The 20,703-nt window shown below is 63.1% G+C and carries 19 protein-coding genes; 10 read left to right on the top strand and 9 right to left on the bottom strand.

Translation table 11 applies throughout. The features are described from left to right. Nucleotides 1-39: 39 nt before the first annotated feature. Complete coding sequence (locus GGD65_RS15350; protein ID WP_179732852.1) at nt 40-408, top strand: helix-turn-helix domain-containing protein; 369 nt, start codon at nt 40-42, stop codon at nt 406-408. Nucleotides 409-411: 3 nt separating this feature from the next. Here GGD65_RS15350 and GGD65_RS15345 read toward each other — a convergent pair whose 3' ends face one another. Next, complete coding sequence (locus GGD65_RS15345) at nt 412-1,092, bottom strand: MBL fold metallo-hydrolase (protein ID WP_018319513.1); 681 nt, start codon at nt 1,090-1,092, stop codon at nt 412-414. Between the two features lie 162 nt (nt 1,093-1,254). Between GGD65_RS15345 and GGD65_RS15340 the strand changes: the two genes are divergently transcribed. Beyond that, complete coding sequence (locus GGD65_RS15340; protein WP_183235783.1) at nt 1,255-2,853, top strand: alpha-amylase family glycosyl hydrolase; 1,599 nt, start codon at nt 1,255-1,257, stop codon at nt 2,851-2,853. 85 nt (nt 2,854-2,938) lie between these two features. Here the strand turns inward: GGD65_RS15340 and GGD65_RS15335 are convergent, their stop codons facing one another. Beyond that, nucleotides 2,939-4,639 carry an alpha-amylase family protein gene (locus GGD65_RS15335; protein WP_183235782.1) on the bottom strand — a complete coding sequence of 567 codons (1,701 nt, stop codon included), beginning with the start codon at nt 4,637-4,639 and terminating at the stop codon, nt 2,939-2,941. Between the two features lie 284 nt (nt 4,640-4,923). Here GGD65_RS15335 and GGD65_RS15330 point away from each other — a divergent pair, with 284 nt between their 5' ends. Beyond that, nucleotides 4,924-5,415, top strand: coding sequence for an MmcB family DNA repair protein (locus tag GGD65_RS15330; RefSeq protein WP_018319516.1), 492 nt, complete (start codon nt 4,924-4,926; stop codon nt 5,413-5,415). Nucleotides 5,416-5,636: 221 nt separating this feature from the next. Here GGD65_RS15330 and GGD65_RS15325 read toward each other — a convergent pair whose 3' ends face one another. Together GGD65_RS15325 and GGD65_RS15320 are read right to left on the bottom strand one after the other, a co-directional pair. Next, nucleotides 5,637-6,191, bottom strand: coding sequence for an ActR/PrrA/RegA family redox response regulator transcription factor (locus tag GGD65_RS15325; protein ID WP_008141807.1), 555 nt, complete (start codon nt 6,189-6,191; stop codon nt 5,637-5,639). A 193-nt stretch (nt 6,192-6,384) separates the two neighbouring features. Further along, entirely contained in the window at nt 6,385-7,707 is a 1,323-nt protein-coding gene (locus tag GGD65_RS15320; RefSeq protein WP_092251936.1) for an ActS/PrrB/RegB family redox-sensitive histidine kinase, read from the bottom strand. A gap of 103 nt (nt 7,708-7,810) precedes the next feature. Between GGD65_RS15320 and GGD65_RS15315 the strand changes: the two genes are divergently transcribed. From GGD65_RS15315 to GGD65_RS15300, 4 genes are all read left to right on the top strand, one after another. Continuing rightward, nucleotides 7,811-8,614, top strand: coding sequence for an ABC transporter ATP-binding protein (locus tag GGD65_RS15315; RefSeq protein ID WP_179732859.1), 804 nt, complete (start codon nt 7,811-7,813; stop codon nt 8,612-8,614). A 112-nt stretch (nt 8,615-8,726) separates the two neighbouring features. Next, the gene (locus GGD65_RS15310; RefSeq protein ID WP_183235781.1) at nt 8,727-9,545 is read left to right on the top strand and encodes an ABC transporter permease; all 819 of its coding nucleotides are present in this window, start codon (nt 8,727-8,729) and stop codon (nt 9,543-9,545) included. A 121-nt stretch (nt 9,546-9,666) separates the two neighbouring features. After that, nucleotides 9,667-10,995, top strand: coding sequence for a polyhydroxyalkanoate depolymerase (locus GGD65_RS15305; RefSeq protein ID WP_018319520.1), 1,329 nt, complete (start codon nt 9,667-9,669; stop codon nt 10,993-10,995). A gap of 217 nt (nt 10,996-11,212) precedes the next feature. Beyond that, nucleotides 11,213-12,052 (top strand): M48 family metallopeptidase, encoded by an 840-nt coding sequence (locus GGD65_RS15300; RefSeq protein WP_018319521.1) that lies wholly within the window; start codon nt 11,213-11,215, stop codon nt 12,050-12,052. 353 nt (nt 12,053-12,405) lie between these two features. Here the strand turns inward: GGD65_RS15300 and GGD65_RS15295 are convergent, their stop codons facing one another. Then, entirely contained in the window at nt 12,406-14,619 is a 2,214-nt protein-coding gene (locus tag GGD65_RS15295) for a transglycosylase domain-containing protein (protein WP_183235780.1), read from the bottom strand. A 182-nt stretch (nt 14,620-14,801) separates the two neighbouring features. Between GGD65_RS15295 and GGD65_RS15290 the strand changes: the two genes are divergently transcribed. After that, nucleotides 14,802-15,227, top strand: a complete 426-nt coding sequence (locus tag GGD65_RS15290) for a DUF1330 domain-containing protein (RefSeq protein WP_183235779.1) — start codon at nt 14,802-14,804, stop codon at nt 15,225-15,227. Nucleotides 15,228-15,364: 137 nt separating this feature from the next. Here GGD65_RS15290 and GGD65_RS15285 read toward each other — a convergent pair whose 3' ends face one another. The 3 genes from GGD65_RS15285 to GGD65_RS15275 all read right to left on the bottom strand — a co-directional run bounded on the left by GGD65_RS15285 (nt 15,365) and on the right by GGD65_RS15275 (nt 18,596). Beyond that, on the bottom strand, nt 15,365-16,591 hold the full coding sequence (locus GGD65_RS15285) for an ABC transporter substrate-binding protein (RefSeq protein WP_183235778.1): 1,227 nt from the start codon (nt 16,589-16,591) through the stop codon (nt 15,365-15,367). A 187-nt stretch (nt 16,592-16,778) separates the two neighbouring features. Continuing rightward, nucleotides 16,779-18,020: an ABC transporter substrate-binding protein gene (locus GGD65_RS15280; protein ID WP_038970676.1), complete on the bottom strand. Its 1,242-nt coding sequence runs from the start codon at nt 18,018-18,020 to the stop codon at nt 16,779-16,781. Nucleotides 18,021-18,182: 162 nt separating this feature from the next. After that, on the bottom strand, nt 18,183-18,596 hold the full coding sequence (locus GGD65_RS15275; protein WP_018319526.1) for a DUF1304 domain-containing protein: 414 nt from the start codon (nt 18,594-18,596) through the stop codon (nt 18,183-18,185). A gap of 39 nt (nt 18,597-18,635) precedes the next feature. Here GGD65_RS15275 and GGD65_RS15270 point away from each other — a divergent pair, with 39 nt between their 5' ends. After that, nucleotides 18,636-19,178: a methylated-DNA--[protein]-cysteine S-methyltransferase gene (locus GGD65_RS15270; protein ID WP_183235777.1), complete on the top strand. Its 543-nt coding sequence runs from the start codon at nt 18,636-18,638 to the stop codon at nt 19,176-19,178. Nucleotides 19,179-19,247: 69 nt separating this feature from the next. Here GGD65_RS15270 and GGD65_RS15265 read toward each other — a convergent pair whose 3' ends face one another. Continuing rightward, complete coding sequence (locus GGD65_RS15265) at nt 19,248-19,616, bottom strand: nuclear transport factor 2 family protein (RefSeq protein WP_026202199.1); 369 nt, start codon at nt 19,614-19,616, stop codon at nt 19,248-19,250. 183 nt (nt 19,617-19,799) lie between these two features. Between GGD65_RS15265 and GGD65_RS15260 the strand changes: the two genes are divergently transcribed. After that, nucleotides 19,800-20,702: a LysR family transcriptional regulator gene (locus tag GGD65_RS15260; protein WP_409362741.1), complete on the top strand. Its 903-nt coding sequence runs from the start codon at nt 19,800-19,802 to the stop codon at nt 20,700-20,702. Nucleotide 20,703: the final 1 nt, after the last annotated feature.

Here is a 20,703-nt window from a genome sequence, read left to right as displayed (position 1 = left end):
TCCTATCCTGAGGCGTGGCTAACGCGTGGAGGAGACGACATGGCGAAGGCGAACCCGGCGCGCACCTGTCCGGTCGCGGCCTTTCAGAAGATGATCAGCGGCAAGTACAAGCTGCGCATCGTCTGGGATCTCAAGGACGGCCCGCGCCGCTATGGCGAGATCCGCAGCGGCCTTTTGCGCGGCACGGAAGGCAGCGCCGAGATCACCCCGCGCGTGCTCAGTCGTGAATTGAAGGCCCTGACTGCGAGCGGCCTGATCGACCGGAAGGACTTCGGCGAGGTGCCGCCGAAGGTCGAGTATCGCCTGACCCGCAAGGGCAAGAGCTTCGTGCCGGTCGTCGCGGCGATCCGCGAATGGGGCGATCGTCACCTCAGTGAGACCGCCACGCTTGTGGACGCGGCGGAATGAACCTCACATCTCGCCGGTGATGAACGGATTGGTCATCCGCTCCTGGCCGATGCTGGAGCCGGCGCCGTGGCCGCAGATGAAGCCGACGTCGTCGCCGAGCGGCAGCAGTTTTGTCAAAATCGAGTTGATCAGCGTGGCGTGACTGCCGCCGGGCAAATCGGTGCGCCCGACCGAGCCGGCGAACAGGACGTCGCCGACATGAGCGAAGCGCAGCTCCTTGTTGAAGAACACCACGCTGCCCGGCGAGTGGCCGGGGCAGTGGAAAATGTCGAATTGCAAGCTGCCGATCGACACGCTGTCGCCTTCGGCGAGCCAGCGGTCCGGCGCGAAATTGCGCACGCCGGTCATGCCGAAGCGTGCGCCGCTCTCGACCACATTGTCGAGCAGGAACTTGTCCGCTTCATGCGGCCCCTCGATCGGCACCTTCAGCGCATCGCGCAGATCGGCCGCGCCGCCGACATGGTCGATATGGCCGTGGGTCAGCCAGATCTTCTCCACGGTGACGCCGGTCTGCTTGATCGCGTCCAGGATCTTCGGCACGTCCCCGCCGGGATCGATCACCACGGCCTTCTTGCTGGGCTCGTCCCAGATGATGGTGCAGTTCTGCTCGAACAGCGTCACGGGAACGATGATCGCGCCGGCCTTGGCTTGCGAAGAGTCTTGGCTGTTATTTTGCTCGGTCATGGCGCCACAATGCCGATTTTTGCCAGGCCGCCAAGCAAAAGATTCGCCGCCGCGCCCGGGAACAATCGTCACACGGCCGTCCCAATTGGCCTGCCAATTTGAACCGGGGCGGTGTTGTCGCGTTCTCCCGCGCAAGACGCAGATTATGGGTGGTCTTCCCGCATGGCTCAGAGCAACGAAAACTGGTGGCGCGACGGCATCTTCTATCAGATCTACCCGCGCTCCTTTCAGGACTCGAACGGTGACGGCGTCGGCGATCTCGCCGGCATTTTGCAGCGGCTGCCTTACGTCAAATCGCTCGGCGTCGATGCGATCTGGCTGTCACCGATCTTCCCCTCACCGATGGAAGATTTCGGCTATGACATCGCCGACTATACCGGCATCGAGCCGCTGTTCGGCACGATGGAAGATTTTGATGCGCTGATCGCGGCCGCCCACGACAACGGCCTGAAGCTGATCCTCGACCTCGTGCCGAACCACACCTCGGACCAGCATCCCTGGTTCGTCGAGAGCCGCGCCTCGCGCGACAATCCCAAGCGCGACTGGTACATCTGGCGCGATCCGGCACCCGACGGCGGAGTGCCGAACAACTGGCTGTCCGAGTTCGGCGGCAGCGCGTGGCAGTTCGACGAGACCACGGGGCAATATTATTACCACGCCTTCCTCGCCCAGCAGCCGGACCTGAACTGGCGCAATCCTGACGTCCGCGCCGCGATCTACGACGTGATGCGGTTTTGGCTTGAGAAGGGCGTCGACGGCTTTCGCGTCGACGTGATCTGGCACCTGATCAAGGATGCCGAATTCCGCGACAACCCGCCCAATCCGCATTACGTCGAGGGACGGCCACCGAATGAAAGGATCATGACGCAATACTCCACCGACCAGCCGGAGGTGCATGACGTGATCTCGCAGATGCGGCGTGTCACCAATGAATTCGGAGCCCGCGTGCTGATCGGCGAGATCTATCTGCCGCTGCACCGTCTCATGGCCTATTACGGCAACGATCTCACCGGCGCGCAGATGCCGTTCAATTTCGCGCTGCTCTCGACCTTCTGGAGCGCGCGCTCGATCGAGACAATCATCGAGGATTACGAGAAGGCGCTGCCGCGCGGCGCCTGGCCGAACTGGGTGCTCGGCAATCACGACCGCCCGCGGGTCGCAAGCCGCGTCGGGTCCGAGCAGGCCCGCGTCGCCGCCATGCTGCTGCTGACGCTGCGCGGCACGCCGACGCTCTACTACGGCGACGAGATCGGCATGCACCAGGTGGCGATCGCGCCGGAGGATGTCCGCGACCCCTTCGAGAAGAACGTGCCCGGCATCGGTGTCGGCCGCGACGGCTGCCGCACGCCGATGCAGTGGGATGCGACCGAATTCGCCGGCTTCTCGGCGGCGCGGCCGTGGCTGCCGCTGCCGGAGCACTATGTGCGCGACAATGTCGTCAATCTCGAAGCCGATGTGCGCTCGATCCTCAACCTCTACAAACGCCTGATCACCCTGCGGAAGAGCAGTCCGCCGCTGGTCGCGGGCGATTATCATCCGATCGCGGCGCAAGGCGATCTCCTGATCTATCGCCGCGAAGCCGAGGGCCGGGCGCTGATCGTGGCGCTCAATCTCGGCCCCGATCCGGTCGCGGTGACCACCAGCGCGATCCGTTTCAGCAGCGAGATCTTGCTGTCGACGTTTCTGGATCGCGACGGCGAGCGCATTGAAGGCGTGTTGGATCTGCGTGGCAATGAGGGGGTGATTGTCGCCCCACCCTAGCTCCCTGTGATTATGGGTCCCCGCTTTCGCGGGGACGACAGCGGAGGGTATGGCTGCGGTGGAGTATAGCGATGCGTAGATACTCTTACCCCGGATGCTTCTTGCCCCGCACCGTATCCCCGTCGATATCGCTCCGCTTCAACAGATAATCCAGCCCGCCGACGCGGTACCAGCGATACCCATACGGCTCCAGCACGATCCGGTGCTGGCCGCGCTTGTCGGCGTGGCTGTGGTCCTCCGCGAGCAGATTGATCAGGTGCGCGCCGGCGTCATCCGGCAGCCCGGCTGAGAACGCGATCTCGCGCGGCTTCTCGTCGAGATTATGCACGAACAGCACCGAATTGTTGCGCCAGTCGTAGCGCATGATGAACACGGCGGGATCGCGCACCGGAATGATGGCGAAGTCGCCCCAGCCGACCTCCGGCACTTCTTTCCGCATGCGGACGATGCGCTCCGTCCAATTCAGCATCGAGTTGGGGTCGCGCCGCTGCTTTGCGACATTGACGTGCGGATAGCCGTAGGGCCCCTTGTCGATCACAGGGCAGGCCGGCTTGTTGCTCTTGGTGAAGCCACCATGCGGCTCGGTCGACCATTGCATCGGGGTGCGCGCGCAATTGCGTTCCGGCAGTGAGAGATCGTCGCCCATCGCGATCTCGTCGCCATAGCGGATCACGGGTGTTCCCGGCAGCGTGCACATCAGGCTGTAGGCGAGCTCGAGCCGCCGGCGGTCGCCGCCGAGCATCGGCGCGAGTCGCCGCCTGATGCCGCGGTCGTACAGCTGCATATCCTTGTCGGGACCGAAATTCCTGAACACGGTGTCGCGCTGCGCCTTGGTCAGCCGTCCCAGATCGAGCTCGTCGTGATTGCGCAGGAACAGGCCCCATTGCGCGGTCGCCGGCCTCGGCTTGGTCGCCTTCAACGCCTTCGCCAGCGGCCGCGAATCTGCGGAGGCCAGCGCATAGAACAGGTGCTGGTTGACGTGGAAGTTGAACATCATATGCATGCGGTCGGCGTCGCGGCCGAAATATTCCATGTCCGTCTTCGGCAACACGTTGGCTTCGGCGAGGATGATGGCGTCGCCCTGCCGCCATTGCAGGAATTCGCGGAACGCGCGCAGCATGTCGTATTGCTCGACGGGCTTCTTCACCTTCGCGCCCTTGGTCGCGATCACGAAGGGCACGGCGTCCATGCGGAAGCCGGAGACGCCGAGCTGGATCCAGAACCCCATGATCTTCAGGATCTCGGCCTGAACATGCGGGTTCGAGGTGTTGAGGTCGGGCTGGAAATCGTAGAAGCGATGGAAGTAATACGCGCCCGCTTCCTTGTCGCGCGTCCAGGTCGTTTTCTGCACGCCGGGAAACACCATGCCCTTGTCGGCACCGGCCGGCTTCTTGTCGGACCACACATACCAGTCGCGATACGGCGAGTTCTTGTCGCGCCGCGCCTCCTTGAACCAGTGATGCTGATCCGAGGTGTGGTTGACGACGAGATCGATGATGATGCGGATGCCGCGCTGCTTGCAGCCATGGGCGAACTCGACGAAATCGCCGAGCGTGCCGTAACGGGCATCGACGCTGTAATAGTCGGCGATGTCGTAGCCGTCGTCGCGGCCGGGCGAGGTCTGGAACGGCATCAGCCAGATCGTGGTGATGCCGAGGCCGTGCAGATAGTCGAGCCGGCGGAGCAGGCCCTTGAAGTCGCCGACGCCGTCGCCGTTGGCGTCCATATAGGAGCCGACGGAAAGGCAGTAGATTACCCCGTTCTTGTACCAGAGATCGTCGATCATCCGCGCAGCCTCGGTGGTTCCGCCGAGGTGCGGCGGCTGCGTGATAAGTTCGTGGGGGAGGGGAGGTTCCGCGTCCCATCCTCGGTGTCGTCCCCGCGAACGCGGGGATCCATACCGCGGGATCTCTCGATTGCAGTGGTCGAAGTACCGAATGACGAGTCTTCGCCAAACCTCTCCCTGGGGTTCTGGGTCCCCGCTTTCGCGGGGACGACATGGAGTGTGTGGTGACAGCTCGCCTCTATTGGATGGTGTCCGCCCCATACGGAATCGGCTACTCTCCCCCCATGGACAGCACGGCCCGCAACATCGCCCTGGTGCCGCCACCCGATCGCCGCCAGTCGGAAACGGCGCTCGCGGTCGCGCGCGGCACCGCGCGGCTCTTACGTTCGCTCGGCTTTACCTGCATCAGCGAATTGCCGCTGCCCTCGGGCCGGCGCGCCGATCTGGTGGCGCTGAACGAGCGTGGCGAGATCTGGATCGTCGAGATCAAATCGTCGGTGGAGGATCTGCGCACCGATCAGAAATGGCATGAATACCGTGCCCATTGCGACCGGCTGTTCTTCGCCTTCACGCAGGACCTGCCGTGCGAGATCTTTCCGGAAGGCACCGGCCTGATCATCGCCGACGCCTATGGCGCGCACATGCAATGCGAAGCGCCCGAGCACAAGCTGGCTGCCGCGACGAGGAAGCAGATGACGGTGCGGTTTGGAATGGCGGCAGCCTTGCGCATCAACCGCCTGGTCGATCCGCAGGGGCATGCGGATTTTTGGGAGTAGCGGCGCCGCAAACATCGGTGCCGTAGGGTGGGCAAAGCGAAGCGTGCCCACGGTCTCTATCCAGCTCTTACAGATCGTGGGCACGGCGCTTTGCGCCTTTGCCCACCCTACGAGACCTGTCGTTCCGTCATCCCGCGATGTGGCCGGGCCGTCGCCCTTCGAGGGCCGCTGAAGGAGCGGCCACCTCAGGGTGACGGGGATAGGTTGCTGATTGCCGTAAATTATCGCGGCGCGCGTTTGGCCAAAATGCGCTGTAACGTCCTGCGGTGCATGTTGAGCCGCCGCGCCGTTTCCGAAACGTTGCGGTTGCACATCTCGTAGATGCGCTGGATGTGCTCCCAGCGCACGCGGTCGGCGGACATCGGGTTGGTCGGCAGCTCGGATTTCTCCGCGCTGGTCGACAGCAGCGCCGCGACGACGTCGTCGGCATCCGCTGGCTTGGAGAGATAATCGATCGCGCCCATCTTCACCGCGGTGACGGCGGTGGCGATGTTGCCGTAGCCGGTCAGCACGATCGCGCGCGCATCCGGGCGCTTCTTCTTCAGCGCCGAGACCACGTCGAGGCCGTTGCCGTCGCCGAGCCGCAAGTCCACTACGGCGAATGCCGGCGCTGCCTTGCCGATCTGCGCAAGACCATCCGAAACGGTGTCGCATGACGTCACCGCAAAGCCGCGCGTTTCCATGGCGCGCGACAACCGCTCCAGGAACGGCTTGTCGTCCTCCACGATGAGCAGCGAGCGGTCGGTCTGTTCGTTCAGTTCGGCGATGGCGTTCAAGGTTTTGTCCTCTCTCCAACGCGACTACATATGGCCTCGCAATCGAGCGGTGCCAAGGCCGCCGATAGTCGATCGGCCCTGTTGTGCGACGCAAGGTCGCGGCCACAAGCGCGATGAAGGTCATCGCGCTCGCGATTCTTGTTTTCGCATGATCCTATCGGAAAACCGCTGAACACTTTTCCGGGATCATGCCCTATCCTATTGTTTCTTCGAGGCTCTCGATAGCCTCAAAACGCTGTCGCGGCCAAGTGATCTGCACCACCGCGCCGTGTTCCGGAAAGATCCGGTTGGTAAACAAGACCTTGGCGCCGGTGCGTTCCAGCAAGGTGCGCGCGATGAACACGCCCAATCCGAGACCGCGTCGCTCACCGCCGCCGTCATCCGTGGTTCGCCGCCGCGACAGATAGGGCTCGCCGATCCGGTTCAGGATATCGGGCGGAATGCCGGGGCCGTCGTCGGAGATCAGAAGCTCGATCGTGTCCTTGTTCCACCACGCGTTCACCTCGACGGTGGTATGGGCGAAATCGACCGCGTTCTCGACGATGTTGCCGACGCCGTACAGGATTGCCGGATTGCGCGAGCCGACCGGCTCGGACACGGCGGCGACCGCGATCCGCACCTTGATCTCGACGCCGAAATCGCGGTGCGGGGCCACCACCTCCTCGATCAGCTCCGACAGCTTCATGCGGTCGAACGGCGCGCCGGTGGAGGAGAGCTGGGTGATCTTGCTCAATATGTCGCGGCAACGCTGGGTCTGCTCGCGCAACGTCTTCAGGTCGGCGGCAAAGCTGGCGTCCTTCACCGTCTTCTCCAGCTCGCGCGAGATCAGGAAGATCGTCGCGAGCGGCGTGCCGAGCTCGTGTGCGGCCGCGGCTGCGAGCCCGTCGAGCTGGGTCAGGTGTTGCTCGCGCGTCAGCACCAGCTCGGTCGCGGCCAGCGCGTCCGCAAGCTTGCGCGCCTCCTCGGTCACCTGGAACGAGTAGAGGCTGGTGACGCCGATCGCGAGCACGATCGAGAGCCAGACGCCGACGAGATAGATCGGCGGCAGCACCAGGGGATCATCGGAATCCCAGGGCAGCGGCAAATGGAAGAAGAACAGCACCGAGGCGCAGGCCACCGCAAGCACGCCGAGGCCGAACGTGAAGCGCGCCGGCAGCGCCGTGGCCGAGATCAGCACCGGCGCCAAGAACAGGAACGAGAACGGGTTCTGCAGTCCGCCGGTGAAGTACAACAGACCGGCCAGTTCCACGATGTTCAGCGCGAGCAGTCCGGCCGCCTGCATCGGCTCCAGCCGCTGCATCGGATTGGCCGCGGTCTGGAGCGCCAGATTGAGTGCTGCCGACAGGGCGATGATGCTGACGCAGGGGACGATCTCGACGTTGAATTCCAACCCCTGCGCCACGATGAAGATCGCGGCGAGCTGGCCCAGCACCGCCAGCCAGCGCAGCCGCAGGATCGTGTCCAGGCGGATATGCCGCTGCGCGTGGCGAAAGTCGGAAGCAGCAATTTCAGTCATATCGGCCAATGGGGGTGCCTTCCAGATCACAAACGCTGGGCTCGCGGAACCACCGGATTACAAGCCTTGCGCTATCCGCTGCAATAGCAGAAGAACGACCAGCATGACCGAGAATGACAAGGCTTCAAGTCGGCCGACTGTCGCGGAGCGCAGCTCGTCCGCGGCGATCGCGGTCGAGCACCTCGTCAAGATCTACAAGCAGACCCGCGCGGTCGACGACATCTCCTTTTCGCTGCCGCGCGGCAGCATCACCGGGCTTCTCGGCGGCAACGGCGCCGGCAAGACCACGACCATCGCGATGATCATGGGCCTGGTGCTGCCGACCTCCGGCCGCGTGCAGGTGCTCGGACATCGGATGCCGGAGGAGAGCGCTGCCGTGCTGGGGCGGATGAATTTCGAGAGCCCCTATGTCGATATGCCGATGCGACTCACGGTGCGGCAGAATCTCACCGTGTTCGGCAAGCTCTATGCGGTGAAGAACCTGTCGGAGCGCATCGCCGAGCTCGCTGACGATCTTGATCTCACCGATTTCATCGACCGCGCCAACGGCAAGCTGTCCGCCGGGCAGAAGACCCGCGTCGCGCTCGCCAAGGCGCTGATCAACCGGCCCGAGCTGCTGCTGCTGGACGAGCCGACCGCCTCGCTCGATCCGGATACCGCCGACTGGGTGCGGGCGCATCTGGAGGGTTATCGCAAGGACAACAACGCCACCATCCTTCTGGCCTCGCACAACATGCTCGAGGTCGAGCGGCTGTGCGATCGCGTCATCATCATGAAGCGCGGTCGCATCGAGGACGACGACACGCCGGAGGCGATCATGGCGCGCTACAACCGCACCACGCTGGAGGAGGTGTTTCTGGACGTTGCGCGCGGCCGGGTGAACGGCGCGAAGGAGGCAGCAAGGTGAGCGGGAGCCGTCTTCGTAGCCCGGATAAAGCGAAGCGTAATCCGGGACCCCTGTCGCATGTGGCACGATTCCCGGATTGCGCTGCGCTCCATCCGGGCTACGGGAGCGTGCCATGACCGGCCTCACCCTCCACCGCGGCATCTCCGTCCATCGCATCGGCGCGATGATCCTGCGCTACTGGTACCTCCTGCTGTCGTCCTGGCCGCGGCTGCTCGAATTGCTGTACTGGCCGGCGCTGCAGGTCATCACCTGGGGCTTCATCCAGTATTACATCGCCGAGAATTCCAATTTCTTCGCGCGCGCCGGCGGCACGCTGATCGGCGCCGTCATCCTCTGGGACATTCTGTTTCGCGGGCAGCTCGGCTTCTCCATCTCGTTCCTGGAGGAGATGTGGGCGCGCAACATCGGCAACCTCATGATGAGCCCCTTGAGGCCGATCGAGTTTCTGCTGTCGCTGATGGTCATGAGCCTGATCCGGCTCGCGATCGGGATCATTCCGATGACCTTGCTCGCGCTGTTCATGTTTCAATTCAATGTCTATGCCCTGGGCCTGCCGCTGATCGCATTCTTCTGCAATCTGATCTTCACGAGCTGGTCGGTCGGCATCTTCGTGTCGGGTCTCGTGCTGCGAAACGGCCTCGGCGCCGAGAGCATCGTCTGGACCCTGATGTTCGCGATCCTGCCGCTCGCCTGCGTCTACTATCCCGTCAGCGTGTTGCCGGTCTGGCTGCAGTACGTCGCTTGGGCATTACCGCCGACCTATGCCTTCGAGGGGATGCGCGCGCTGCTGATCGAGCAGACCTTTAGGACCGATCTGATGCTGGAGGCGTTGGCCATCAACGCAGTACTCCTGGTTGCATCTTTTTGGGCATTCCTTGCCCTTTTGCGCAGCGCCAAGAAGCACGGCTCGCTGCTGTCGGGCGGCGAATAACGTCACTTTCCCGTGGATTCAGGCCGATTTACCCGTCTCCGCCACGTAGATGTACGGAACCATGCATTGACGCAATATTGCGCATTCGGCAGTATGCTGCGATGCGAAGAGGGATATAGCGATGCCTATTGGTGAGTTCGGCGGCGCACCGCCCCTGGCTGCAGAAGGCAGTCCGGTCCTGACGACGCCGATGTACTGGATGTACGAGATGGCGCACGCCTCTCTCAATCCGGCACGTGCGGTCACTGACGCGACCAAGCTGCTGTTTCAGAATCCTCTCAACCCCTGGGCGCGCACCGAGGTCGGCAAGTCGGTTGCCGCGGCCTGCGAATTGTTCGAGCGCACCACGCGCCGCTACGGCAAGCCGGAATGGGGCCTCGACGACACCGAGGTCAACGGCATCCGCGTCCCCGTCGAGGTCCGCTCAGTCTGGGAAAAGCCGTTCTGCCGGCTGCTCTACTTCGATCGCAAGTTCGCTCGTCCCCTGCGCAGCCCGCAGCCGCGCGTGCTGATCGTGGCGCCGATGTCCGGGCATTATGCGACGCTGCTCCGCGGGACGGTCGAAGCCTTCCTGCCCGCACATGAGGTCTACATTACCGATTGGGCCGATGCCCGCATGGTGCCGCTCAGCGATGGCCGCTTCGATCTCGACGATTACATCGACTACGTCATCGAGATGCTGCACGTCCTCGGCGGCAACACCCACGTCATGGCGGTGTGCCAGCCCTCCGTGCCGGTGGTCGCCGCCGTTTCGATCATGGAAGCGCGGCGCGATCCCTTCGTGCCGACCTCGATGACGCTGATGGGCGGCCCGATCGACACCCGTCGCAATCCGACGTCGGTGAACAATCTCGCCCAGGAGCGCGGTATCGACTGGTTCCGCAACCACGTCATCACCAAGGTGCCGTTCCCGCATCCCGGCATGATGCGCGACGTCTATCCGGGATTCCTGCAGCTCAACGGCTTCATCAGCATGAATCTCGACCGGCACATGGACGCCCACAAGCAGCTCTTTGCCCATCTGGTGAAGGGCGACGGCGACCTCGTCGACAAGCATCGCGAGTTCTATGACGAATATCTCGCGGTGATGGACCTCTCCGCCGAGTATTACCTGCAGACGGTCGACACCGTTTTCGTGAAACATTCGCTGCCGAAGGGCGAGATGACGCATCGCGGAACACGCGTCGACCCCTCCAAGGTCACGCGCGTGGCGTTGATGACGGTCGAAGGCGAGAACGACGACATCTCGGGTCTCGGTCAGACCGAAGCGACGCACACATTGTGCAGCTCGATCCCCGATCATCGCCGCGTCCATTACGTCCAGAAGGGCGTCGGACATTACGGCGTGTTCAACGGCTCGCGCTTCAAGTCGGAAATCGTTCCGCGAATCCATGACTTCATGGTCTCAGCTGCGAATCCGAGCTCATTGCAGGCTCTCGCGGCCGAATAACCTTCGTTTTCGGCTTTCCCGTCGAAAATTCAGGCCCTGCCGGAGGCTCCGGCCGGGCCAGGTTCTCTCCAGATTCGCGGTATTTAGGTAGCTTTATAGGAGTGAGTCTTCCCTCACCCCTTGGGGGTGCCGCATGCGTCCAGCGGGGGCGAAAAAAGCCGGTTCCAACCCCAGTCTGTAGGGTCTCCCGGACGTCAGACCGCTGTATATTGGGCAAATGATTTGTTTTTGCGCCGAGCGCTTTCCCTGGCGGCGGTTATGGCAGAATCCGGGCGCCCTCCTGCCCCCCGGACTGACAGACATGGCCACTCGCGCTCTCCTCTATCGGCGGCCCCACGAACCCAAGACCGTCCTGATCACCCATGGATCGCAATTTTTTGCCATCCGATTGCGCCGGCACCGCCGCGCGCGCCGCTACACGCTGAGAATTCACCCCAGCGATCGCGAAGCCATCCTCACCATGCCGCCGCGCGGCACGCTGGCCGAGGCGAAAGACTTCGCGCAGCGCCACGGTGCGTGGATCGCGGCGCGCCTCGGTCGCTTGCCGAAGGCTGCGCCGTTCCAGCCGGGCACGGTGATACCGCTCCGTGGCACCCCGCATCGCATCGTTCATCGCGCCGGCACGCGCGGCACGGTGTGGACCGAGATGCGCGACAGCGGTGAGCGCATTCTCTGCGTCGCCGGCGGGCTCGAGCATGTCGATCGCCGCGTCAGCGACTTCCTCAAGCGCGAGGCGCGCCGCGACCTTCAGCGATCGGCGGAGGCTTACGCCGCCGAGCTCGGTGTCAGGGTCAAGCGCCTCTCGATCCGCGATCAGTCCAGCCGCTGGGGTTCCTGCACCTCGGCCGGCTCGCTGTCGTTCTCCTGGCGCCTGATCCTGGCGCCGCCCTTCGTGCTCGACTACCTCGCCGCGCACGAGGTCGCTCATCTCGTCGAGATGAACCACTCGGCGCGGTTCTGGCGCGTGTGCGGAAAAGTCTGCCCGTCGATGGAGCGCGCCAAGAAGTGGCTCGATACCTACGGCAACGATCTGCACCGGTATGGGGTCGAGGATTAGGGACGCGCTGCAAACGTCTTGAAAGGTGTCATCGCCCGGCTTTGACCGGGCGATCCAGTGCGCCGAGACGGCGCTGATTGAATCGAGAAGCCGCGGCGTACTGGATTCCCCGCTTTCGCGGGGAATGACAGCGGAGAGTGGAGCGGCTGGTGTTTTTGCTTTTGGGGAGTAGCTCACCTCGGTTGATCCTGCCGTGATTGGCAGGACTTGTCGAAGTGGTGGAGCTGACTTCGAGGCGCAGTTCAGGCGTCTGTGCGGCCCGCGCAAGCCGTTGATATCGTTAGCGCGGGCTACTGTGCATGGGGTTGTTTTCGCAGTTTTTGTCTTGAGGCCACGCGGACCTCAGGCCGCGCCTAACGGTTTCCGCCAAACAGCCGGTCCATCAGCCAGCCATCGAGCCCTGCCGCAGCCTCCGGCCGCGCATTGGCGCGTGTCGGCGGTGGGCGATAGCCGCCATTGCTTGCGGGTGCCGGCCCGGGCGCTGCCAACGTCGGCGGCGACACCTGCGAAGCCGCCTGCGCGAGGTTCGACAGGCCCCAGCCACCTTGTGTGCTCGGCAATGCCGCCACCGGCACACCCTCGTGCGCGGCGCGCATGAAGCGCGACCAGACTTCCACCGGCAGGCCGCCGCCGGTCGCCTTCTTGGTCGGCGAATTGTCGTCATTGCCGAGCCAGACGCCGGTGACGAGGCTTGCGGTGTAGCCGATGAACCAGGCGTCGCGGTAATCCTGGCTGGTGCCGGTCTTGCCGGCCGCGGGCCAGCCCGGGATCTCGGCCTTCTTGGCGGTGCCTGATATCAGCGTCTCGCGCATCATCGCGTTCATCATGCCGACATAGCGGGGGTCGATGACCTGATTGCGCTCCTCAGGCTGGCGCATGTAGAGCAGCTTGCCGCCCAGCGTCTTGATCCGCGTGACGACGTGCGGTGCCACCGCGAGACCGCCATTGGCGAAGGGGGCGTAGGCGCCGACCAGCTCGACCACCGAGACTTCCGACGTGCCGAGCGCGATCGAGGCGTTCGGCTCGAGCTTGGAGGAGATGCCGAGCCGGTGCGCGGTGCGCACCACATTCTTCGGTCCGACCTCGAGGCCGAGGCGAATGGCGACGGTGTTGAGGGACATCGCCAGCGCCTGCGTCAGCGTCACCGCGCCGAAATATTCATGAGTGTAGTTCTCGGGTCGCCAGCCCTTGACCTCGATTGGCGCGTCCTGGCGCATCGTATCAGGCGTCAGGCCCTGCTCGAGCGCGGTCAGATAGACGAACGGCTTGAACGAGGAGCCCGGCTGGCGCTTTGCCGTCACAGCGCGGTTGTACTGGCTCTCGGAATAGTTCCGCCCGCCCACCATGGCGCGCACCGCACCATCCGGCGTCATCGCCACCAGCGCGCCCTGGCTGACATTGAACTTCACGCTCTTGGCCGCGAGCTCGTCGATGATGGCGGCTTCCGCCACGCTCTGCAGTTTCGGATCGATCGTGGTCTCGACCTTGATGCTCTCGTCGATCTGGCCGACCAGATCGTCCAGCACCTCGCCGATCCAGTCGGCGACGTAATTGACCGTCCCGGCGCCGACCGGTTTCACATTGTAGGAGGGATGGCCGATCGAGGCCTGCGCCTGCGCATCGGTGATGAATTTTGCATCCGCCATCGCCGCCAGCACGATCTGCGCGCGGGCTTCGGCGCCTTCGGGGTTGCGGTTCGGCGCGAGGCGCGAGGGCGATTTGACAAGACCGGCCAGCATCGCGGCCTCGGCAACCGTGACGTTCTTCGCCGACTTGCCGAAATATTTCTGCGCGGCGGCTTCGACGCCATATGCGCCGGAGCCAAAATAGACGCGGTTGAGATAGAGCTCCAGGATCTCGTTCTTGGAATGCTTGCGCTCGAGCCAGATCGCGAGCTCTACCTCCTGCAGCTTGCGCTGCATGGTGCGCTCCTGGGTCAGGAACAGGTTCTTGGCGAGCTGCTGCGTCAGCGTCGAGCCGCCCTGCGAGACGCCGCGATGCATGACGTTGGTGACGAGGGCGCGCAGGATGCCGATCGGGTCGATGCCGAAATGCGAATAGAAGCGGCGGTCCTCGATGGCGATGAATGCCTTGGGCAGGTACGGCGGCAAATCCTTCAGCGAGACATTGGCGCCGGCCATCTCTCCGCGTTGCGCCAGCATGCTGCCGTCGATGCCGACGATTTGGATCGTCGGCGGCCGCTTGGGGATCTCCAGCGACTGGATCGGCGGCAGATGGGCGCCGACATAGATCACGACGCCGATCACGGCGATCGCGCCCCACAGGCCGAGCACCGCGCCCCAATAGACCAGGCGGCCGATGCTGGCGCCGATGCGCGACTTGGTGCGCCGCTTGGCACCGCTGCGGCTGGCTGGCGCCTTCCGTTCGCGCGGCGGCTCGTCACCGGAATCTTCGCTCTTGCGCTTGGCGGATGATTTCGTTGATTTCTTCGGCTTGTCGTCGCCGCCGGGGATGCGGTCCGCCGCGGTCAGGCGCAGATCGGCGAGCGCCGCGGGCAAGCCGAATAGCGGCTCCTTCCGCCCACCCTTTTTCTTTCCCCACGCCATACGCAAAAACGCCCGGTCAGCCCGCCCCGCCGCACGCTAGCGGTCGCTGTTTAAGGCCCGGTTACCCAGACCTTAACGCGCGATTAGGAGGTGCGGCATTCGCTCGCCGCAGTTCCGCTGGTTGCGTGCCGGAGCTAGGATCGCCGGCACAAAACACGAGGAAACACGCAGAGGAAGCACGCATGGGCCATATCGATCCGACCAAGGAGATTTTCGCGCAATTCCGGGAGAACGACCGTCCCGGGCCGATCCAGATGCTCAACCTGGTGCGTCTGCGCAAGGAGGCGGCCTATCCGGATGGCCGCAAGGCAAGCGGCGCCGAAGCCTACGCGGCCTATGGCCGCGAGAGCGGCCCGGTGTTCGAACGCCTCGGCGGCCGCATCATCTGGCAGGGCAGATTCGAGCTGATGCTGATCGGCCCGCAGGAAGAGCGCTGGGACCATTGCTTCATCGCCGAATATCCTGATGTCGGAGCCTTCGTCGAGATGATCCGCGATCCCGTCTACCGCGAGGCGGTCAAGCATCGCCAGGCCGCAGTGGAGGACTCGCGGCTGATCCGGCACGCCGTGCTGCCGATCGGGAAGAATTTTGGAGAGATACCGGAGTAGCTCGTAGGGTGGATAAAGCCCCGGGGTGCGCGAATGCGCATCCCGGGGGCGTGCCCACGACTTTCGTCGCGATTATGGAGAGATGGTGGGCACGGCGCTTGCGCGCCTTTGCCCACCCTACGAAGTTGCGTGAGAAGCTAACCCGCCGGACCCGCATCCTCCAGGATCGGGCCGAACAGCTCCCAGCGCTCGCCGTTGAACTTCATCATCTGAAGCTGCTTGTTGACGCGGTAGTCGGTCGCCGAGGTGTTGGCCTTGATGCCGGGCAGCGCGGTGTCGCCGATGAAGTCCTTCAGCGAGGCGGCCTGCTTCATGACATTCTCGCGCGTCAGGTTGTCGCCGCACTGCTTCAGCACGTGCACCAGCAGCTGGGCGGTGCCGTAGCCATAGGTGTTGAAGCTCGAATCCTTGTCGCCGTCAGGATAGTACTTCGCCATGAAGTCGAAATATTTCTTCATGCCGGCATCGTCCTTCCAGGCCGGATCGAGCGGATCCTTGCCGTAGTTGACGCTGATCACGCCCTTGGATGCCTCCAGGCCCGCCGGCTTCATCACCGCACCGACCGAAGTGGCGTTGATGTCGACGATCTGCACCGGATGCCAGCCCATCTCCGCGATCTTCTTGATCGCCTGCGCGGCCTGCTTCGGCGTGGTCGCGCTGAAGAACAGATCGGCGCCGGCATCCTTGATCTTGAGAATCTGCGAGTCGACGGTCGGATCGGAGACCTCGTAGGACGCTTCCGTCACGATCATCTTGCCAGCCTTGTCGCCGAGGCCGGCCTTGATGCCGTTCAGATAGTCCTTGCCGAGATCGTCGTTCTGATAAAGCACGCCGATCTTGGCGTTCGGATGCTCCTTCAGGACGTACTGGCCGTAGATGCGGCCCTCGACGAAATAGTTCGGGTTGTAGCCCATGGTCCAAGGGAAGTTCTTGGGATCGGTGAACTTCGAGGCGCCGGTGGCGGCGAACAGCTGCGGCACCTTCTTGGAGTTGAGATATTTCTGCACCGCTGCGTTCGAGGGCGTGCCGACGATCTGGAAGGTCAGCAGCACCTCGTCGCTCTCGACGAGCTTGCGCACCTGCTCCACCGCCTTCGGCGGCGAATAGGCGTCGTCATACTGGATCAGGTTGATCTTGCGACCGTTGACGCCGCCCTGGTCGTTGATCATCTTGAAATAGGCGGCCTGCGTCTTGCCGATCGTGGCATAGGCCGATGCCGGCCCCGAGAACGGCACAGTCTGTCCGACTTTGATCTCGGTGTCGCTGGCGCCCGGATCATATTTCTTCTGGGCATTGGCCGCAGAGATCGACAGCGCCAGGGTCAGCGCCGTAGCCGCGGCCAGATGCAGCATTCCATTCCTCATTCGCAATTCCCTCAGTTGTTATTGCCGATGATCTCTCGGCGCGCGCTTGCGCATCCGATGCCATCGCTGAGGGCGAGTGTGGAGGAACGATTGTTGCGACGCAAGGTGGGCGTTCGTAGGGTGGGTTAGCCTTGCGGGCTGCGCGAAGTGCAGTCCGCTGGGCGTAACCCACCCTACGAGATCGGGACTAGCCCGACGGTCCCGTGTCCTCGATGATCGGTCCGAACAGCTCCCAGCGTTCGCCGTTGAACTTCATCATCTGCATCTGCTTGTTGACGCGGAAGTCGTTCGGCCCGGTGTTGATCTTGATGCCGGGCAGCGCGAAGCTCGGCGTGAAGTCCTTGATGTTGGCGACCTGCTTCATGATGTTCTCACGCGTCAGATCGTCGCCGCATTGCTTCAGGACCTGCACCAGCAGCTCCGCCACGGAATAGGCGTAGGTGTTGACGGTGTTGAGCTTGTCGCCTTCCGGGAAATACTTGTCCATGAAAGCGAAGAAGGCCTTCACGCCGGGATCGTCCTTCCACTGCGGATCGCTGGGCTCCTTGCCATATTGGGTCGAGATGATGCCCTTGGAGATGTCGAGGCCGGCCGGCTTCAACGTTGCCGAGATCGGGCTCGCATTGATGTCGAGGATGTGCACCGGCGTCCAGCCGAGGTCGGCAAGCTTCTTGATCGCCTGTGCCGCGAATTTCGGCGTCGAGGCATCGAAGAACACGTCGACGCCCATCGACTTCAGCTTGACCACCTGGGAATCGACCGTCGGGTCGGTGACTTCGTAGGACACCTCGCCGACGATCATGCTGGCGGCCTTGTCGCCGAGGCCGCTCTTGAGGCCCGCGAGATAGTCGCGGCCCATGTCGTCGTTCTGGTAGAGCACGCCGATCTTGGCGTTCGGATGCTCCTTGAGAATGTATTTGGCGTAGATGCGCCCCTCGGACACGTAGTTGGGATTGTAGGCGATGGTCCAGGGATAGTTCTGCGGATCGTTGAAGCGGGCCGCGCCGGTCGAGGCCAGCAACTGCGGCACCTTCTTGCCGTTGAGATATTTTTGCACGGCGGCGTTGGCCGCGGTGCCGATCAGCTGGAAGGTGAACAGCACCTCGTCGCCCTCGACGAGCTTGCGCACCTGCTCCACTGTCTTCGGCGGCGAATAGGCGTCATCATACTGGATCAGATTGATCTTGCGGCCGTTGATGCCGCCCTGATCGTTGATCATCTTGAAGTAGGCGGCCTGGGTCTTGCCGATATTGGCGTAGACGGAGTAGGCGCCGGAGAACGGCACGGTCTGGCCGATCTTGATCTCGGTGTCGGTCGCCCCGGTGTCGTATTTCTTCTGGGCGAAGGCTTGGCTTACGAAGGCTTGGTTCGCGGAGAACGCGAAGGCGAGCGCTGTCGTGGCAGCTAAGAAGGCTCTGCGATTGGTCATGTTGGTTGTTCCTCCTGACGGAATTTTCGGCCGATGGTCTTTTCCCGTCGATTGCAACGGTCGCCATCGCTGCCGAAGATTGTGGAGGAAGGTTCGTCGCCGCGCAAGGATCGCGGCGCTGCGCCGTAGCGTCTCAGGCCGAGGAGCCCGTGGTCAGGCGTCTCAGGCCAGGAACAACGCGACCAGCGCGACCGCCGCCGGCAGCGCCTGCACCATCAGGATGCGGCTGCTGACGGTCGCGGCGCCATAGGCGCCGGCCACGATCACGCAAAGCAGGAAGAACGCCTTGATCTGGAATGCGAAGGCCGGGTTGCCGTGGACCAGACCCCAGATCAGGCCGGCGGCGAGGAAGCCGTTATAGAGGCCCTGATTGGCGGCCAGCACCTTCGTGATCTCGGCCTTCTCCGGCGTGTTGCGAAACACCTTCAGGCCCTGCGGCTTGTCCCAGAGGAACATCTCCAGGATCAGGAAAAAGACGTGCAGTGCGGCGACCAGCGCCACCAGGATATTGGCGATCAGGATCAAGTTGAGCTCCCCCAGCGTCAGCTTTCGGGTGGACGATAGCACGGCCGGCATGGCAAGTGCGACGGCATGTTTCGATGCTATGGTGCCACCATGCCCGGGCGATCAACCAAACCGTCTGCAAGCTTCGGCCTCGATCGCCTGGTGACGCCGATCGGGATTGCTCTGCTCGTCACCGATGCCGAGGGTGCGCTACGCGCACTGGACTGGGAAGACTATGAGCATCGCATGCGCGAGCTCTTGCGCTTGCACTACGGTGCGGTCGATCTCAGCGACCGGCCTGCGCATGGGTCCATACGGACGGCGCTATCGGGGTACTTCGAAGGCGATCTCGGTCAGCTCTCGGCCATCGCATGGCGTATCGCCGGCACGCCGTTTCAGCAGAAGGTCTGGAACGCGCTGGCTCACATCCCCGCCGGCACCACGATGAGCTACAGCGCGCTGGCCGCAAAGATCGATGTGCCAAAAGCCATTCGTGCCGTCGGTCATGCCAACGGCTCCAATCCGATCAGCGTGGTGCTGCCCTGCCACCGCTTGATCGGCGCCGACGGTTCGCTGGTGAAATACGGCGGCGGGCTCGAGCGCAAGCGCTGGCTGCTGCGGCATGAGGGGGTGCAGGTCCGAGAGTCCGTTTGAGAATGGATTGAGCGGACCGTGCCTGTGGCCGCACCTGCCTCATGGACGCTGCCTGCCGTAACGAATCCGTCAGACTTTCGACGTCATCACTTTCTGCACTATTTTCCAGGTCCCGTTCACCTTCAAGCACGACAGCAGGTCCGTGAAGGAACGCGGGGGAATGCGCAGTTTGACTTTCAAGAGCGCGAGCTCGCTCTCAACGTCTATTGATAGGATCTGATCTTCCCGCTCGAAGCCCAGTTGCTTCGGAGCTTTCGTGTTGCGGACCACTGCCAGCCAGGACGCAATCGGCGTCACGCCCAATTTGCCGTCCTCGGCCACCTTCGTCACGGAACTCGAGGGGTGAAATATGGATGCAAACTTCTCAGCATCCATTTCATAGGCAGCGTCGAAATAGGTCTGCGCAAGCGAGCGCAAGGCGGGAACGTCCGTATCCATTGTCATCCTCAAAGCTCTTGCACCGGACTCATTCATTCGGTCCGGCAGCTGTGCCGAGCGTCGACCTGCCCATCGCGCAGAAAAGTGCTGCAGGTCGTCTCCCGTGCTCGCGCAAGACCTACGGCGAGGTGACTTATGAGACTAGGTGCCTTGAATGGCATGGGCTCATGAGCGATATTCATGATGATGACAGACGAAATGAACGACCTCGCCGCGTTTGCAATCGTGGCCCGCGAACGAAGCTTTACACGCGCCGCGATAAAGCTGGGCGTGTCTCAGTCTGCCTTGAGCCACACGATCCGGAGGCTTGAGCAACGGCTCGAACTGAAGCTGCTCGCTCGAACGACCAAGAGCGTTGCACCGACCGCTGCGGGAGCGGCTCTCCTGGAGGATCTGTCTCCGGCCCTTGAGCAAATCCGTCATGCCCTCGATAAGGCCCGGAGCATTCGGCGCCGACCCGAAGGCCGCCTTCGAATTGTGATGTCGCGATCGGCTGCGGTGATGGTACTGTTACCGCGGCTCAGAGCTTTCGCTGAGGCCTACCCCGACATCGTTCTGGACGTCGTCACCGTCACTGGCCCAGTGGACCTCGTTGCAGGCGAGTTCGATGCCGGCATTCAGCTTGGCGAGTACATTCAAAAGGACATGATCGCGGTTCGTGTCACGCCCGAACTGCGATTGGCGGTCATAGGGTCGCCACGCTATTTCGCTTCACGACGCATCCCCGAAAAGCCGAGGGACCTGAGCGATCATCGGTGCATTACCCTGCGTCTTGCAGGTGGTCCATATCGGTGGGAGTTTGAGCAAGGACGAAAGTCGGTCACGATCAACGTGAATGGCCCGCTCATCATTGACGACACTCACCTGGTGATTCAGGCGGCGCTCGCCGGAGTTGGTATCGGGCTCGCCTATGAAGAGCAGGTCGCCGAACATATTGCGAAGCGCCGCCTCATTCGGGTGCTGGAGGATTGGACGCCGCCAATTCCCGGCTTCTTCATGTATTATCCCAGTCGTCAGCATCAACCAGCCGCGCTGTCTGCGCTCGTGAACGCGCTGCGACACTCTGAGCAAAAGTCGGCGCGATGAT

This window comes from Bradyrhizobium sp. CIR18, assembly GCF_014198295.1.
Classification (GTDB): domain Bacteria; phylum Pseudomonadota; class Alphaproteobacteria; order Rhizobiales; family Xanthobacteraceae; genus Bradyrhizobium.
Note: the sequence above shows the minus strand (reverse complement) of the source record. Positions and strands in the feature narration are given on the sequence as shown.